Annotated in this window: 12 protein-coding genes; 6 read left to right on the top strand and 6 right to left on the bottom strand. The window is 69.8% G+C overall.

From position 1 onward, the window contains the following. Nucleotides 1-12: 12 nt before the first annotated feature. The gene (locus ACQPYK_RS27285; protein WP_433236555.1) at nt 13-765 is read right to left on the bottom strand and encodes a DUF3152 domain-containing protein; all 753 of its coding nucleotides are present in this window, start codon (nt 763-765) and stop codon (nt 13-15) included. A gap of 191 nt (nt 766-956) precedes the next feature. On the opposite strand from ACQPYK_RS27285, the gene ACQPYK_RS27280 reads away from it, so the two are divergent. Then, nucleotides 957-2,024, top strand: coding sequence for a class I SAM-dependent methyltransferase (locus ACQPYK_RS27280; RefSeq protein WP_433236552.1), 1,068 nt, complete (start codon nt 957-959; stop codon nt 2,022-2,024). A gap of 229 nt (nt 2,025-2,253) precedes the next feature. Here the strand turns inward: ACQPYK_RS27280 and ACQPYK_RS27275 are convergent, their stop codons facing one another. Then, a complete protein-coding gene (locus ACQPYK_RS27275; protein WP_433236549.1) occupies nt 2,254-3,723 on the bottom strand; it encodes an alpha/beta fold hydrolase in 1,470 nt (489 codons plus the stop codon). A 170-nt stretch (nt 3,724-3,893) separates the two neighbouring features. On the opposite strand from ACQPYK_RS27275, the gene ACQPYK_RS27270 reads away from it, so the two are divergent. Both ACQPYK_RS27270 and ACQPYK_RS27265 read left to right on the top strand, forming a co-directional pair. Further along, complete coding sequence (locus tag ACQPYK_RS27270; protein WP_433236546.1) at nt 3,894-5,174, top strand: sensor histidine kinase; 1,281 nt, start codon at nt 3,894-3,896, stop codon at nt 5,172-5,174. An 11-nt stretch (nt 5,175-5,185) separates the two neighbouring features. Continuing rightward, complete coding sequence (locus ACQPYK_RS27265; protein ID WP_433236543.1) at nt 5,186-5,830, top strand: LuxR C-terminal-related transcriptional regulator; 645 nt, start codon at nt 5,186-5,188, stop codon at nt 5,828-5,830. A 110-nt stretch (nt 5,831-5,940) separates the two neighbouring features. Here ACQPYK_RS27265 and ACQPYK_RS27260 read toward each other — a convergent pair whose 3' ends face one another. Both ACQPYK_RS27260 and ACQPYK_RS27255 read right to left on the bottom strand, forming a co-directional pair. After that, nucleotides 5,941-6,249, bottom strand: a complete 309-nt coding sequence (locus ACQPYK_RS27260; RefSeq protein WP_433236540.1) for a hypothetical protein — start codon at nt 6,247-6,249, stop codon at nt 5,941-5,943. A gap of 228 nt (nt 6,250-6,477) precedes the next feature. Continuing rightward, entirely contained in the window at nt 6,478-7,020 is a 543-nt protein-coding gene (locus tag ACQPYK_RS27255; protein ID WP_433236537.1) for an RNA 2'-phosphotransferase, read from the bottom strand. Nucleotides 7,021-7,195: 175 nt separating this feature from the next. On the opposite strand from ACQPYK_RS27255, the gene ACQPYK_RS27250 reads away from it, so the two are divergent. After that, nucleotides 7,196-8,113 carry an NAD(P)/FAD-dependent oxidoreductase gene (locus tag ACQPYK_RS27250; protein WP_433236534.1) on the top strand — a complete coding sequence of 306 codons (918 nt, stop codon included), beginning with the start codon at nt 7,196-7,198 and terminating at the stop codon, nt 8,111-8,113. Here the strand turns inward: ACQPYK_RS27250 and ACQPYK_RS27245 are convergent. Beyond that, entirely contained in the window at nt 8,053-8,565 is a 513-nt protein-coding gene (locus ACQPYK_RS27245; RefSeq protein ID WP_433236531.1) for a hypothetical protein, read from the bottom strand. The genes ACQPYK_RS27250 and ACQPYK_RS27245 overlap by 61 nt on opposite strands. 70 nt (nt 8,566-8,635) lie before the next feature. Between ACQPYK_RS27245 and ACQPYK_RS27240 the strand changes: the two genes are divergently transcribed. Together ACQPYK_RS27240 and ACQPYK_RS27235 are read left to right on the top strand one after the other, a co-directional pair. After that, entirely contained in the window at nt 8,636-10,579 is a 1,944-nt protein-coding gene (locus ACQPYK_RS27240) for a fumarylacetoacetate hydrolase family protein (RefSeq protein WP_433236528.1), read from the top strand. Next, on the top strand, nt 10,576-11,193 hold the full coding sequence (locus ACQPYK_RS27235) for a DUF2867 domain-containing protein (protein ID WP_433236525.1): 618 nt from the start codon (nt 10,576-10,578) through the stop codon (nt 11,191-11,193). Before ACQPYK_RS27240 ends, ACQPYK_RS27235 begins: the two co-directional genes overlap by 4 nt. A 280-nt stretch (nt 11,194-11,473) precedes the next feature. Here ACQPYK_RS27235 and argG read toward each other — a convergent pair whose 3' ends face one another. Continuing rightward, nucleotides 11,474-12,922: an argininosuccinate synthase gene (gene argG / locus ACQPYK_RS27230; RefSeq protein WP_433236522.1), complete on the bottom strand. Its 1,449-nt coding sequence runs from the start codon at nt 12,920-12,922 to the stop codon at nt 11,474-11,476. Nucleotides 12,923-12,930 lie beyond the last annotated feature (8 nt).

The following is a 12,930-nucleotide window of genomic DNA, read 5'->3' as shown; positions in this document are numbered from 1 at the left end:
CCTCCAGAGTGCTCAGCGTCCAGGTGACGGCCAGGGGTTGGGGCGGCAGCCGTACAGGGACTTGGTCTGCTGGAGCATCACCGGGGCGCGCCTGCCGGGGCCCGGGCACGGCTCGTGACCATGGCCGAGGCCGTGACCGACCTCGTGGTTGATGACGTACTCGTGGTAGGAGGCGACGTCGCGGCCGTATCCGCGGGTGCCGATGTTCCACCGTGTCGCGTTGATGACCGCCCGTCCGCCGTTCCAGCACGACAGCGCGCCAAAAGTGATCATCGGCCGGCAGCGCCGGTCCGTCATCGCCGGGCTGGACAACGACACACGGATCTTCACCGGGCCGCGTGCCACCCGCTGGAACCGGAACCCCCAGCTGCGCCGGTCGTTGAGGATCCGGTGCACCTCGTCGGCGAACGCGCGCGCGTCGAACGGCAGACCGCGCTCCACCTCGACCAGATACCGGATCACCTTGCCCTTGCCGCCTGCCGGTGGCCGGGCCCCGCCGGGGACGACGGCGTAGCGGCCGCTCGCCGATCTCGGCACCGTCACCTTCAGCGGTTGCCGCCGCCCATTGGCCAGGAGGAACGTCTGCTCCGGCGTCGGCTTGCCCGTCGGCTCGGGCGGGGGAGTGGGTACCACGGTGACCTGGGGCAGAGCGGCCTGAGTCGGTGCGAGCCCGTCGGAGGCGGGCCCGGGCCCATCGGGAACCGGCGCGAAGTGACCGCTCAGCAAGGCGCTGACGCCGACCACGAGCGAAGCTGAAATACTCAAGGCAAGGACCCATATAACGGGTTTAAGGTCACGACGCTTTACGTTCCTGGACATAGGCCGTAAACCTTATTACCTCCATCGCTGTTGTCGATCAGGCCAGGGAGGCCTCGAACGGACGGGGGCGTGCCGGCGGACGGACCGCCGATCTCCGCGTCGCCGCTCCCGGGCAGCGGCGACGAAACGGAGACACGATGACGACGCAGACGACGCAGATGTCGCAGGCGACCGAAGAGTTCGCCGACCGCCTGCTGCGATCCGCGCTGGGCACCTTCGAGGTGCTCTCGGTGCATCTGGGAGACCGGCTCGGCTGGTATCGGGCGCTCGCCGGGCACGGCCCGGCCACCGCCGCCGAGCTCACCGCCCGCGCGGGGGGCCACGAGCGATACGCCCGGGAGTGGCTGGAGCAGCAGGCCGCCTGCGGCATTCTCACCGTCGGCCGGGACGGCCGCTTCGCCCTGCCGCAGGGCGCGGCGGAAGTGCTGACCGACGGGTCCAGCCTCGCCTACCTCGCGCCGCTGGCCCGGGCGCTCGCCGGTGCCGCCACGCAGATGCCCGCCCTGGTGGAGGCCTACCGCGACGGCGGCGGCGTCGGCTGGGCGGCCTTCGGCGCGGACATGCGAGAGGCTCAGGCCGACATGAACCGCCCCTGGTACGAGCATGTGCTCCCCGACGCCCTCGCCGGGGTCGCCGACCTCGACGCGGTGCTGCGCCGGCCCGGCGCCCGCATCGCCGACGTCGGCTGCGGCGGCGGCTGGTCCACCATCGCTCTGGCCAAGGCCTACCCGCGGGCGGTCGTCGAAGGGGTCGACGTCGACGCCCCGTCGGTGGAACTGGCCGTGCGCAACGCCCGGGAGGCCGGGGCCGAGGTCGCCTTCCACCACGGCGACGCCCGCGCGCTCGCCGAGAACGCCTACGACGCGGTCTTCGCCTTCGAGTGCATCCACGACATGCCACGACCGGTGGAGACGCTCGCCGAGGTGCGGCGGGCGCTGCGGCCCGACGGGACGGTCATCGTGATGGACGAGGCCACCGCCGGATCCTTCACCGCGCCGGCCGACGAGACGGAGCGGCTGCTGTACGGCTTCAGCCTGCTCATCTGTCTGCCCGACGGCATGTCCCACCAGCCTTCCGCAGGCACCGGGACCGTGATGCGTCCCGCCACCCTGCGCCGCTACGCCGTCGACGCGGGCTTCCGCGACATCGAGATCCTGCCGATCAGCGACTTCGGATTCTGGCGGTTCTACCGGCTGCTGCCATGAGCGGTCACGGCCGCCGCCGCGCTCACCGGGCGGGGCGGCGGCCGAAGAAGTTCCACGGACGGCGGCCCTGGAGGCTAGCCGTCGTCATCGCGGCCAAGATGTGGCCTAACGGCGGTCGCCGAATTGATCGTTCTCCGAGAATGGAGAGCTGTTCTGCGTCACCAGATCAACCCGCGCCCTCATCATGATCGTTCCGTGGTACCGATCGGGTTGGCAGATTCTTGTCGGATCATTCGGCAGGGCAGGTGGTACCCGGCTTGGGCAGCCTCAGGTCGGTCAGGTACGTGGTGGCGTGTTGGATGGGGCACTTCTTGCCCGACAGGTACATGGCATGGCCGGGCCCGTCGTAGCCGACCGTCACCGACCCCGGGATCATCCTGGTGAAGCTCTCGGTCCATGCGTAGTCGCCCCACGTGCTGCCTACTCCCAGGAACGGCGGCAGGCCGCGAGTCGGCAGTGGGCGGGACGGGTTGGAGACCGGTAGCGGCCAACCGGTGCATCCGAGCGCGTCGAACGACGCTCCCCCGAAGTTCGGCGAGATCTTCTGTGCCTGACGGCGGAGCTTCTGCAACTGGGCATAGCTACTGTAGCCACGGTCATCTGCGCAGGTCATCGCCAGCGCTCCGGGCGCGGCCCAGATCCGCGCGTTGCCGAGGGCGAAATCGGCGAAACCGGAGCCGTCCCCGCCTCGGGCCTTGTCGACCGCCTCGGCGAAGGCCAACCACCGCGAGTTCTTCGGTCCGGGGTCGTTGAAGAAGCCGAAACTCCTCAGATGCCATCCGGTCAGCTTGCCCTTGCCGAACTCGGACGACATGACCGGGATCGGCGTGCGGTCGGCGTCTCGAATGAGCTTGCGCCAGACCGCCCCGGCGTCCTCTCCGTGCAACGCGCAGGCCGGGGTGGCCGCACACCAGGTGGTGAACCTGGTGAATACCCGTTCAAGGACGGGCAGGGTCCGCAGCGTCTGGTCGCGCCAGCCGTCGACCTGGTTGAGCGCCCCGTCAAGGTACATGGCTCGGATGCGCTGCGGGAACAGCCGGGCATATGCGGCGGCGGGCACCCCTCCGTAAGAGTTGGCCATGAAGCTGAGCCGTTCCTCTCCCAGAGCTTCGCGAACCGCGTCCATGTCTCTGGCCACCGACAGGGAGTCCATGCGGGCGAACAGGCCGGTTTTCTCCGCTTTCTGGCACTCTTTGAAGGCCTTGGTCATCGCCGCGGCCAGTGCCCTGTACTCCTTCCGGCTCTGGGGTTCGAACAGCGACGTTCCGGGCTGCATGCAGGATGGTGGCAGCTGATCACGCCAGGCGCTGGTGCGCGAGTTGTAGGCGACGAGGTCGAACCTGCGCCGCAGTTCGGTGAGGTCGGTCGCGGCGTGCTTCAGGTCCTCGATCCCGTTGGTCCCGGGACCGCCGGGGACACCCAGCACGCTGCCGATCCGGCGCGCCGACTCGGTGGCGGGCAGCCGGGCCAGGTCCAGTTTGACCTTCGGCCCGTCTGGCTTGGCCCAGTCCACCGGCACCTCGATCGCAGCGCACTGCATCCCGGCGGGCATGCCCTGGTCCGCGCAGTCCCGCCAGGTCGGCTGCGTATCTCGAGCGGCGGACGCCGCCGGGGTCATTCCTGCCAGCGCCGCCACCGCTACACCGATGACCAGCCCCCTGGTCCTGCCACGCCTGCGCCGCTGCTTGGTTGTCGTCATGGTGATCACTCTGGCGACGCCGGCCGAGTGGCCACCACCGGGACATCCTCCGTATTGGTATCGGGATGTCCCCCACAGGCTGTCCGGCTGTTCTTGAGGGGTGGGTGTCCATCAGGCTGTACGGCGTGTGGTTGTGATCACCGGCAGGATGCCGTCAGGCGAGGAGGGGCGTGGGCAAGCAAGCAGAGGGCGGCTTCGGCCGGTGGCGTGTGCTGATCACTGCTCCTGCGCAGGCGCGGGCGCGGCGTGAGGTCGCTTACGCGCTGATGTTGCCATTGATGACGGGAATCGGCCTGGCGCATCTTGTTCTCGTGTCGCTGAGCGTTCTCCTGACGGTCAACCTGATCGGATTGCCGATGTTGGCCCTGTGCGTGCGGGCGGCCAGGGGCCTGGGCGCGATCAACCGGCGGCTGGCGCGGGTGCTGGCCGGGGTGCGGGTACCCGATCCTGTCCCGTTCCGCACCGGGCCGGGTCTGCTGAACCGGCTCACAGCGGCGCTCGGCGATGTGACGGGATGGCGTGCCGTCATCCACGGGCTGGTCAGGCTGCCGGCGGCCATTGTCGCCGTCACCGCCGCTGCCGGATTGTGGGGAGGTGGCCTGATGCTGCTCAGCTGTCCCCTGTGGTGGCAGTCCTCCGCCTTGGCACGCCTGTCTCCCAACGGCTGGCCGGATGCGGTACTGATGAGCGCGGCCGGGCTGGCGCTGCTGCTCCTCGCCCCCTGGGGCGTCCACCTCGCCCTGGCCCCCGAGCGCATGCTCGCCCGGACACTGCTCGGGCCAGGGCCGGGCGACGTGCGGATCCGTGGGCTGGAGCAGGCGCGGGCGCTGGCCGTGGACGATGCGGCCGCCAGACTCCGCCAGATCGAGCGGGATCTGCACGACGGGACGGCGGCACGGCTGGTGACGCTGGCCATGAGCCTGGGCATGGCCCAGGAAGAGCTCGAGCACGCCCACGATCCCGACCGGCTGGATCGTGCCCGCGCTCTCGTCGACGGCGCGCACCGTGGCGCCAAGGAGACGGTGGCCGAACTGCGCGACCTCATCCGCGGCATTCACCCGCCCGCGCTCGACCAAGGGCTGGAAATCGCCCTGGCCACACTCACCGCCCGGAGCCCGATCCCCGTCCACCTCGACGCCGACCTGCCCGAGCGGCCGCCTCCGGCCATCGAGGCCATCGCCTACTTCTGCACGACGGAACTGCTCGCCAACGTGGCCAAGCACAGCGGTGCCAGGCACACCACGGTCGACGCGCGGCTGACAGACGGCCTATTGTCCCTGCTGGTGCGGGATGACGGCGTCGGCGGCGCGGCGATGAAGGCCGGGTCGGGGCTGCACGGCCTGGCCGCCCGGGTCCAGACGGTGGACGGCACGATCAACATTCACAGTCCGGCCGGAGGGCCTACAGTGATCACTGTCGAACTTCCCCTGCGCCTGCGAACGGACAACTGAACGGACGGCCCATGCGTATCGTGATCGCCGAAGACGCCGTGATGCTCCGCGAGGGCCTGTGCATGCTGCTCACCTCCCGCAGTCAGGAAGTGGTCGCCGCCGTGGGCGACGGCGACGGGCTGCGGGCGGCTGTGGCGGAACACCGTCCCGACATCGCCGTGGTCGACATACGCATGCCGCCTTCCCACACCGACGAGGGCCTGCGCGCCGCGATCCAGATCCGCCGTGATCACCCAGAGGTGGGCGTGCTCGTGTTCTCCCAGTACATCGAGACACGCTACGCGATCCAACTGCTCGCCGACGGCGCCCAGGGGGTGGGATACCTGCTGAAGGAGCGCGTCGCCGATGTCAAGGACTTCCTGGCCGCACTCGACCGGGTCGCAGCCGGACAAACCGTCCTCGACCCCGAGGTCGTCACCCAGATCATGGGGGCCAGCAGGCGGGCGGAAGCCCTGGGCACGCTCACCCCCAGGGAACGCGAGGTGCTGGCCATGATGGCGGAAGGGCGGTCCAACACCTCCATCGCCGGCGCCCTGTTCCTCTCGTACGGCTCGGTGGAGAAGCACGTGACGCAGATTTTCACCAAGCTCGGCCTGTCTCCGTCGGACAACGACCACCGCCGGGTACTCGCCGTCCTGCGCTACCTGCAGGCCTGACCATCGCCATATACGTTCCCGCAGCCTTGCCCCTCAAGCGCCAAGAGGCATCCTTCGGCCCCCAGTTCCAGCAGGCAGAGCGATCATCCGCCTACGGGTCTACGTGACGCTTAACACGTCACGGACACGCAACCGACGTTCCGTCGCAGGTCAGGAGCGACGCGGACACTTTCAAGATAGCTAAAGCCGAGATGTTCCCTGGCCGCGCCGGAACGCCGGTTGCGACGTAACGCGCTGCCGAACAGCAGCTGGGTGCGTGCCGTCTCGAACTCGCACAGACCACGGTGGTGGAGGTCCAGCGCGTCGCGGAAGCGCTCTTCGGCCTCACCCGGCGCCGCCAGGAGCGCATGGCAACGCGTCGCCAGTGCGAGACGGTCGGGGCTGCGGGTGCTGCCCACCCAGCGGTCGAGCACCCGCAAAGCCGTTCGCGACCTCCTCGGAGATCGTCAGGGAGCGCAGCCGGGCGAGCAGTGATCTGGCCCGCCGCGGAAGGCCGGCGTGCCATGCCCGGTTGGCGGCGGCTCCGTCCGTCGCGGGTCCGGGAGCCTGTGGAGGCGCCGGAAGCCTGTGAAGACGCCGTGCACGTCAGCCCGTCAGCCCGGAAAGGACCCGTCAGGCAGGGAAGGACCCGTCAGGCAGGGGATCCCTCAGGCCGGAAAGGATATGTAGCCGGGTGGGACGTGGGAGACGAGCCAGACCCCGTTGGCGCTGATCCGGAACTCGTGACCGGCACGGCACATGTCTCCTGACCGCACCACCAGGACGACCGGCCTGCCACGCCGCGCTCCCACGCGGATCGCCGTCTCACGGTCGGGGGACAGGTGGACGGCGTGCCGGTTCATCGGCCGCAGTCCCTCCTCCCGGATGGCCGCGACGCTGCGGCTCACGGTGCCGTGAAAGAGGAACGCAGGAGGCTCGGCCACCGGAAGGTCCAGGTCGACGGCGACGGAGTGTCCCTGGTTGGCGCGGATCCGGTCGCCGTCGACGGCGAAGCGCTGCTTGTCGTCGCGAGCGACCACCTGCGCGAGCTCGTCCCGAGTGATCGCGAAGCCGTGCCGAGCCGCGGCCACCAGAAGGGCGTCGATCCCCGTCCACCCTTGTGAGCCGAGGACCAACCCGATGCGCCCGGGCTCGTGACGCAGATGCCTGGAGAGGAACTTGGAGACCCGGATGCGCCGTCTATCGTCCATGAACCTCCAGCATGCTGGCTTGACCAGCCGATTTCCAGCTGATTTAGGAGCGGCGCGGGCGACCGTGACTGACGCCCCGGCTGGCGGGCATCCCTCCTGGGAGAAGGCTCACGACCGGCGGCCGGCGACGAACGGCCGGTCGTGGACGGTCGGCCGGCAGCGGAAGGAGACCTCCATGCAGCATTTCGATGTGGCGATCATCGGTGGGGGGCCGGCCGGGCTGACGGCGGCCATGACGCTCAGCCGATCCCTGCGCCGGGTGGCGGTCCTGGACGCCAGGCGGCCGCCGCGTAACATCTTCGCCGATGAGATGCACGGCATCGTCGGCCTCGACGGGGTGAGTCCCGGCGAATACCGCCGCCGCGCCTGGGCCGATCTGGAGAAGTACGGCATGGCCGAGTTGCACGAGGTCACCGGCACCGACGTGACCCCCGATCCGGAGGGCGGATTCACCGTCACCGCCGAGGAGGGCCCGCCGGTGTGGGCCCGGCAGGTACTGCTGGCGACCGGCATGGTCGACGCCCATCCCAAGGTCGAGGGGTTCGGCGAGTGCTGGGGCAGGACGGTCATCCACTGCCCGTTCTGCCTGGGCTGGGAGAACCGGGACCGTAGGTGGGCGGTGGTCACGGACGATCCGGAGTTCGCCGCGACGGCCGCCGCCGTGTTCTCCGCCTGGAGCGACGACGTGATCGTCTTGGCCAACGGCGCGATGCCGCCGGGCGAGCGGGACGGGGAGATCATCGATGGGGAGATCCGCAGGCTGCATCACGACGGCGGAGATCTACGGGCGATCGAACTGGCCGACGGCACGATCATCGAGCGGCAGACCATGCTGTGGCAGCTCGATCAGCGGCCCGTGCCGCTGATCTCCCATCTCGCCGAGCAGCTGGGCCTCGCGGTGGGCAGGGGCGGCTATGTGGAGACCGACTCCTCCTTCCGTACCAACGTCTCCGGCCTCTACGCCACCGGAGACCTCATCACCGCGTCGCAGGCCGTGGTCGAGTCGGCCGCCGCCGGCTCCGGTGCGGCCTTTCAGATCATCGCCGACGCCAGGTGGCCCCTCCGGGACGTTCCTTCCGGCCTCTCGCGGTGACATCCGCTGCGAGAGCCGGCTGACCGTACGGTGAGAACCGGCTGACCATGCTGCGAGAGCCGGCTGACCGTGCTGTGAGAGCCGGCTGACCGTGCTGCCGAGGGAGCGTTGGCCAGGCCCGGTTCGGCGTCGACCACCGAGCCGATGTGGGACAGGCCGAGGGAGGTCGAACGGTTCGGCCCCTGCTCGGCGACCTGCCCGGCGAGGGCGACGAACGCCTCCGTCTCCGCCACGACTCGCGCGGCGTCCCGGCGGCTCTCACCCATGTATTCGACCGAGGCGGCCCGTCCACCGGCGTTGATCTCCCGGACCCGCTCAAGCGCCTCCCGTGGGGTCTCCCCGCCGATGTAGCGCTCGGCGAAGAGCTCGGCGGCGGCCGTCACCGGCGGCCGGCGGCTCTCCTCGGTCCGCTGGATACGTCGCGTGGCCATGCGGGTCGTCAAACCAGGCATGCCGGATGGCATAGCAAATACTGATAGCTATAGCCTATGTCAGGCAACATAGAAATTCGAGGAGGTTCTCATGCGTTGGGTGACCTACGCGACGGGCATCGGAGACCGCGTGGGGGTGATCGGCGGGGACCGGATCCACCCCCTCGCGCCGGGCGTCAGCCTGATCGAGCTCATCGGCCGCGGCGCGGAGGAGCTGCGGGCGGCGGGGGAGGCGGTCCTGTCCTCGGCGGCGCAGACGGTCTCGCTGACCGAGGCCAGGCTGCGCGCGCCGGTTCCGCGCCCGCCCTCGGTCCGCGACTGCCTGTGCTTCCTGGACCACATCCGCAACTGTCAGCAGGCCGCCGGTCAGCCGCGCACGCTCAAGGACGCCTGGTACCAGATCCCGGCCTTCTACTTCGCCTGCCCCTCGACGATCGCCGGCCCGTACGACGATGTGACGATCTCGCCCGGCAGCGCCTGGTTCGACTTCGAACTGGAGATCGCCGCGGTCATCGGACCGGGCGGCCGGGACCTCACGCCGGAACAGGCCGAGGAGCACATCATCGGCTACACCATCTACAACGACTGGTCGGCACGCGACCTGCAACTGCGCGAGACGCCACTGGCGATCGGCCAGGCCAAAGGCAAGGACGGCGCGACCACGCTCGGCCCGTTCCTGGTCACCCCCGACGAGCTCGCCCCCTACCGCCGCGACGGCAGGCTCGACGTGCGGGTCGAGGCCACCGTCAACGGCAAGACCATCGGCTCGGGCCATACCGGCGCCATGGACTGGAGCTTCGGCGAGGTCATCTCCTACGCCTCGCGTGGCGTGGACCTGGCGCCCGGTGACGTGTTCGGCTCGGGCACGGTGCCCGGCTGCTGCCTCATCGAGCACCTGTCCCTCACCGATCCGGCCGCCTTCCCCGGCTGGTTGCGGGACGGCGACGTCGTCGAGCTGACGGTCGAGGGGCTGGGCGGCACCCGCCAGACCGTCCGCGCGTCCGCCGTTCCGTACCCGCTGACAGCCCGGCACAACCCCGACAGGCGGCCTCCGCGCCCGCGCGTCAACCGCGCCCCGTCGAAGCTGCCCTACACCCGCGGGCTGCACGAGGTCGGCGCGGGCGTGCGGGCCTGGCTGCTGCCCGACGGCGGGTACGGCTGGAGCAACGCGGGACTGATCACGGGCGAGGGCGCCTCCCTCCTGGTCGACACCCTGTTCGACCTGCCGCTGACGGCCGAGATGCTCGACGCCATGCGCCCGATCACCGATCGGCACCCGCTCACCCACGCCGTCATCACCCACTCCAACGGCGACCACACCCACGGCAACCAGCTGCTGGGCGAGCACGTCCAGATCATCGCCGCGGAGGCCACCTGCGCGGAGATGCGGCATGAGATGCCCCCTGAGATGCTGACCGCCGCCCAGGTCGTGGACATCGGCCCGGCGACCCCCTACTTCCGTGAGCGCTTCGCCGCCTTCGACTTCAGCGGCATCCGCCCGCGGCTGCCCGGCCTGACCTATGACAGGGAGCTCACCCTGGACATCGGCGGCCGCGAGGTGCGCGTGATGAACCTCGGCCCCGCCCACACCGCCGCCGACTCCGTCGTGCACATACCCGACGCGGGCGTGCTCTTCGCGGGCGACCTGCTGTTCGTCGGCTGCACCCCGATCGTGTGGAACGGCCCGATCGCCAACTGGATCGCCGCCTGCGACAAGATGATCGCCACCGGCGCCGGCACGATCGTCCCCGGCCACGGCCCGGTCACCGACCCCGACGGAATCCGTGCGGTACGCGGCTACCTCACCCACGTGGTCGAGCAGGCCGACGCCGCCCACGCCCGCGGCCTGCCCTTCGCCGAGGCGGCCAAGACGATCGACCTGGACGAGTACGCCACCTGGCTGGACGCCGAGCGGATCGTGGTCAACCTCCACCGCCGCTACCGCGAACTCGACCCCACCACCACACCCGAGCCGGACCAGATGACACTGATGACCATGATGGCCGAATGGGACACCGAGAGGCACCGCGCATGAAGCTTCCGAAGACCACGTACACCTCCCAGCCGTGGCGCATCCACGAACTCACGAGTGACTTCTCGGTCGAGGATGTGTGGTCGTTCCGCACTCCCGGAGCCGGGCCTGACGACTTCCCGACGATGCTCGCGGCGTTGCGAGCCGGCGGCGGACTCGCGAAGCAACCCTGGCCGGCGAGGTTCTTGTTCGCCGTTCGGTGGAAACTCGGCGCACTCCTCGGCTGGGACAGACCATCAGCGGGCGTCGGTGAGCGGGTCGCCTCACTCCGCGACCGCCTGCCCGGCGACGTCCGCGACGCTCCCCGCGGCCCGGACGACGAGAGCATGCCCCTCAAAGCGGTTTACGAGCTCGACATGGAGGCCGCACGCGAGCTGGCGAACAAGACCGTGCACACCGTGATGCATCTCGGCTGGGTTCAAGGAGCGAACGGCGACCATGAGCTGCGGATGGCCGTCCTCGTCAAGCCCAACGGATGGTTCGGGCGGCTCTACATGGCCGCCATCGCGCCTTTCCGACACCTCATCGTCTACCCGGCCCTGACCCGGCAATGGGAACGAGCCTGGCGCGACCGCGACCGTGCGGAGGCGCGGTACGAAGAAGGGACGTCACGATGAACTCCGGAAAGCGGCTGCTCCGCTGGGCGAGCGGAATACCGGTCGGGAGCAGCCGGAGACCGGGAGATGGACCTGGCGTGATCCGCACCCGTCGGCGGCTGTGGGGAGCTCGGTGGAGTGAGGGACCGGCCTGTCCGAACCGGCTGGTCCCTCTGGGACTACGGCTCCCTCTGGGGCTACGGCGGGCTGCTCGTCGGTGTCGCCCACCGGCGAATGATCCTGTGGGCGACCCGCGACGTCGTCAGTGCCGGGCGACCGAGACCGTCCCCGCTGAGGCCGGTCAGTCGGTGCCGAACTCCATCGCGGCGTGATCGAGCAGTTCGTCGTCGCCAGGAGCCTCTCCGCGGGAGGCGATCGTCTCGGCCCCGCCCTCCGGCATCGCGCCGATCAGCCCGGTCGAGGCCGCCTGCGCGGTACCGATCAAGGTCGGGTGCCGGCTGCCGACCATGCCGAGCGCGGCGTACTGCTCGAGCTTGGCGCGGGAGTCGGCGATGTCGAGGTTGCGCATGGTCAGTTGGCCGATGCGGTCGACCGGCCCGAAGGCGGAGTCCTCGGTCCGCTCCATGGAGAGCTTGTCCGGGTGGTAGCTGAACGCCGGTCCGGAGGTGTCCAGGATGGAGTAGTCCTCACCGCGCCGCAGTCGCAGGGTCACCTCGCCGGTGACCGCCGTCCCGACCCAGCGCTGCAGTGACTCGCGCAGCATCAGCGCCTGCGGGTCCAGCCAGCGGCCTTCGTACAGCAGCCTGCCCAGCCGCCGTCCCTCGTTGTGGTAGCTGACAAGGGTGTCCTCGTTGTGGATCGCGTTGACCAGCCGCTCGTACGCGGCGTGCAGCAACGCCATGCCCGGCGCCTCGTAGATGCCCCGGCTCTTGGCCTCGATGACCCGGTTCTCGATCTGGTCGGACATGCCCATGCCGTGCCGGCCGCCGATGGTGTTGGCCTCCAGCACCAGGTCGACGGCGGAGGCGAACTCCTTGCCGTTGATCGTCACCGGCCGGCCCTGCGCGAAGCCGATCGTGACGTCCTCGGAGGCGATCTCGACGGCGGAGTCCCAGAACCGCACGCCCATGATCGGCTCGACGATCTCGATGCCCGCGTCGAGGTGCTCGAGCGCCTTGGCCTCGTGGGTCGCGCCCCAGATGTTCGCGTCGGTGGAGTAGGCCTTCTCCGTGCTGTCGCGATAGGGCAGGCCGTGGGCGAGCAGCCACTCGGACATCTCCTTGCGTCCACCGAGCTCGCTGACGAAGTCGGCGTCCAGCCACGGCTTGTAGATCCGCAAGGACGGGTTGGCCAGCAGCCCGTAACGGTAGAACCGCTCGATGTCGTTGCCCTTGAAGGTGGAGCCGTCCCCCCAGATCTGCACGTCGTCCTCGAGCATCGCGCGCACCAGCAGGGTGCCCGTGACGGCCCGCGCGAGCGGCGTGGTGTTGAAGTAGGTGCGGCCACCGGAGCGGATATGGAACGCCCCGCAGGCCAGGGCCGCGAGCCCCTCCTCCACCAGAGCCACCCGGCAGTCGACCACTCGGGCGACCTCCGCGCCGTACGCCGTGGCGCGCCCGGGTACCGAGGCGACGTCGGGCTCGTCGTACTGGCCGAGGTCGGCGGTGTAGGTGCACGGCACCGCACCCTTCTCGCGCATCCATGCGACCGCCACCGAGGTGTCCAGACCGCCGGAGAAGGCGATCCCGATGCGTTCGCCGACGGGGAGAGAGGTAAGCACCTTAGACATGCGTAGAA

This window comes from Streptosporangium sp. CA-135522 (genome assembly GCF_050949235.1).
Taxonomy (GTDB): Bacteria; Actinomycetota; Actinomycetes; order Streptosporangiales; family Streptosporangiaceae; genus Streptosporangium.
Note: the sequence above shows the minus strand (reverse complement) of the source record. Positions and strands in the feature narration are given on the sequence as shown.

Bases quoted from the DNA above. Each gene is read 5' to 3' on its own strand.
- ACQPYK_RS27280 (WP_433236552.1), top strand. From the start codon at position 957: ATGACGACGCAGACGACGCAGATGTCGCAGGCGACCGAAGAGTTCGCC.
- ACQPYK_RS27275 (WP_433236549.1), bottom strand. From the start codon at position 3,723: ATGACGACAACCAAGCAGCGGCGCAGGCGTGGCAGGACCAGGGGGCTG.
- ACQPYK_RS27265 (WP_433236543.1), top strand. From the start codon at position 5,186: ATGCGTATCGTGATCGCCGAAGACGCCGTGATGCTCCGCGAGGGCCTG.
- ACQPYK_RS27255 (WP_433236537.1), bottom strand. From the start codon at position 7,020: ATGGACGATAGACGGCGCATCCGGGTCTCCAAGTTCCTCTCCAGGCAT.
- ACQPYK_RS27250 (WP_433236534.1), top strand. From the start codon at position 7,196: ATGCAGCATTTCGATGTGGCGATCATCGGTGGGGGGCCGGCCGGGCTG.
- ACQPYK_RS27245 (WP_433236531.1), bottom strand. From the start codon at position 8,565: ATGCCTGGTTTGACGACCCGCATGGCCACGCGACGTATCCAGCGGACC.
- ACQPYK_RS27240 (WP_433236528.1), top strand. From the start codon at position 8,636: ATGCGTTGGGTGACCTACGCGACGGGCATCGGAGACCGCGTGGGGGTG.
- ACQPYK_RS27235 (WP_433236525.1), top strand. From the start codon at position 10,576: ATGAAGCTTCCGAAGACCACGTACACCTCCCAGCCGTGGCGCATCCAC.
- argG (WP_433236522.1), bottom strand. From the start codon at position 12,922: ATGTCTAAGGTGCTTACCTCTCTCCCCGTCGGCGAACGCATCGGGATC.